The sequence below is a fragment of the Photorhabdus sp. HUG-39 genome, from assembly GCF_963878365.1.
Classification (GTDB): Bacteria; Pseudomonadota; Gammaproteobacteria; order Enterobacterales; family Enterobacteriaceae; genus Photorhabdus; species Photorhabdus kayaii.
Window position 1 is genome coordinate 1 of record NZ_CAWNWY010000088.1, and the last position, 2203, is coordinate 2203.

At 41.3% G+C, this 2203-nt stretch carries 2 protein-coding genes and 1 pseudogene; all 3 read left to right on the top strand.

Annotated features, from left to right (window positions below; translation table 11 throughout):
- Positions 1–49: 49 nt before the first annotated feature.
- Positions 50–511, top strand: a pseudogene (locus tag AAC155_RS24055) (hypothetical protein); the annotation flags it as partial.
- Positions 508–903, top strand: coding sequence for a DUF1240 domain-containing protein (locus tag AAC155_RS24060; RefSeq protein WP_038222693.1), 396 nt, complete (start codon positions 508–510; stop codon positions 901–903). The pseudogene AAC155_RS24055 and the gene AAC155_RS24060, both read left to right, overlap by 4 nt.
- Positions 904–1027: 124 nt before the next feature.
- The gene (locus AAC155_RS24065; protein ID WP_113044408.1) at positions 1028–2122 is read left to right on the top strand and encodes a phage major capsid protein; all 1095 of its coding nucleotides are present in this window, start codon (positions 1028–1030) and stop codon (positions 2120–2122) included.
- The last annotated feature ends 81 nt before the right edge of the window (positions 2123–2203 follow it).

A 2203-nucleotide genomic window follows, 5' to 3' on the forward strand; every position in this document is an offset into this window, starting at 1 on the left:
GGGCAATAAGGGGAGCAGTAACTCCCATGCTTCATCAGGAAGGTCGTAACGAGCCATAACAGGTTTTTTCCGAAAGTCAGAGCCAGGGGATTATTCTATCTCAATCTATTGCGGGACACAGCCTAGTATTATCAAAGGTGTTAAATTCTGTATTGTCTTTTCGATTGGCTATAGATTGATAGAAAGTATTTTTAAGGATGAATATACTTTAACCGATTTTATCGGCAACATAACAATGGATATGGCTAAAACTGCTATTATTGCTGCTTCCTCTTGGATTGTAGGATCACTTTTAACTGCCACTGCTTTGGTAGGTGGAAGTATTATTGTTGTTGCGGGAATAGTTTTAGCTGTTGGAATTCTAGCGGCTATCGGTTTAGATCTTGTTGATAAGCAATATGGAATAAGCGAAAAATTAATAGCACTTTTGAAAGAAGAAATGAAGAGAAAGCCAAGAACACCGGAAGCAGACTTACAATATTTTTTTAATACGATGGGAAGAATTAGGTGAATAGCAAATATTTAAAAGCCTTGGGTGGAGTAATATTGTTATTATTCCTTACATTTCTGATGTACTTCATTATTAAATCTGCTGTTTCATTAGTATTAATGAAAGATGAAATAACATTCTCCAGCGCAGTTATTATAAGTATTCTATCTTTCCCTATAATATTTTACTCTTTATCAGGTTCTATTTTTTTCTTTATATTTGATAGATTACCTAAATACAACAAGATACTTGTTAAGTACCTGAGTAGATTGATGATTGCATCATTTGTCATTAGCTTACCTATCTCTTTTTATGTTGATTATAAGTTAAAAAATGATGGTTATTTGACATGTGATAAAATATCGTGGATGTCACCAACAACCTACGTAAAAAATTTATTACTTTGCAAATGAAAAGTTTTGTAAATATTTTGTCTTCATGTTTCCCCTTGTTTAGCCTCTAAATCACAGAGGCTTTTTTATTATTTTTCACGGTGTTAAATAGTGTTTTAAAGAAAATAACTATTCCAAAAACACCATGAAAAAACTACTCGAATTACACCAACAGAAAACCGATTTAACCCAACAAATGCGCTCGTTGCTTACCAAAGCCGAAGACGAAAAGCGCTCACTCAGTGCGGATGAAGCGAAACAGTTCGACGAGCTGCGCACTCAGTCTGATGCACTCAATACGGAAATTGCCCGTTATGAGGCGCTGTCTGATGAAGAACGCAGTCAGGCAAGCAAACCCCAACCGACCAGCAAGAACCTCAGTAATGACGAGTTGCGCCACTATATTCTGACCGGAGAAACCCTCGCCTTGTCTACGGGCGTTCCCTCAGAGGGCGGCTACACCGTTATCCCCGAACTGAATAAGCAGATCATGCAGCAACTTACCTGTGGGTCAGTCATGCGCCAAATCTGTACTCTCAAAACCACCCGCAGCAACGAGTATAAACAGCTTGTTTCGGTCGGTGGTGCGGCAGTGGCACACGGTGAAGAAGGTAAGGCACGCGGTGAGACTGGCACGCCGAAGATGGAAGAAGTCAGCATCAAGCTGTTTCCTATCTATGCCTACCCCAGAACCACCCAAGAGACCATCGATTTTAGCGATGTGGATATCTTAGGCTGGCTGACCTCAGAGATTGCCGATACCTTCGTCGATACCGAAGAAACGGATCTTGTCAGCGGTGACGGCAGCAAAAAAGCCAAAGGTTTTCTGGCTTATCCCCGCGATACGAAAAGCGACAAGGTGCGTAATTTTGGCACGCTGCAAAAACTGGAAGCTACCACGCTTGAGGCCGATAGCCTGATTGATCTTAAGTTCCTGCTTAAGAATAAATACCGTAAAAACTCCGTCTGGGTGATGAACTCCAATACTGCCGCCAACGTGCAAAAGCTGAAAAACGGTAACGGAGATTATATCTGGCGGGAACGTTTACAAGCGGGTGATCCCGATATGTTGCTGGGCTTACCTGTCCATTATCTCGAATTTATGCCCGATGGCGTGATCGGTCTGGGCGACTTCAAACGCGGTTATTTCATTGTTGACCATGAAACAGGTATCCGCACCCGCCCCGACAATATCCTGTCTTTCCTACACAAATATTTTAACCTGCCCCCTCGTTATTGAACTTTTTCCTCATAGATTGATCTCAATAACAAACCCGACTTGAGGTAATCTTTATGTTTTCAACCTGCGCTGAACAATGGG

Coding starts and splice junctions, on each gene's coding strand:
- AAC155_RS24065 (WP_113044408.1), top strand. CDS start 1,028: ATGAAAAAACTACTCGAATTACACCAACAGAAAACCGATTTAACCCAA.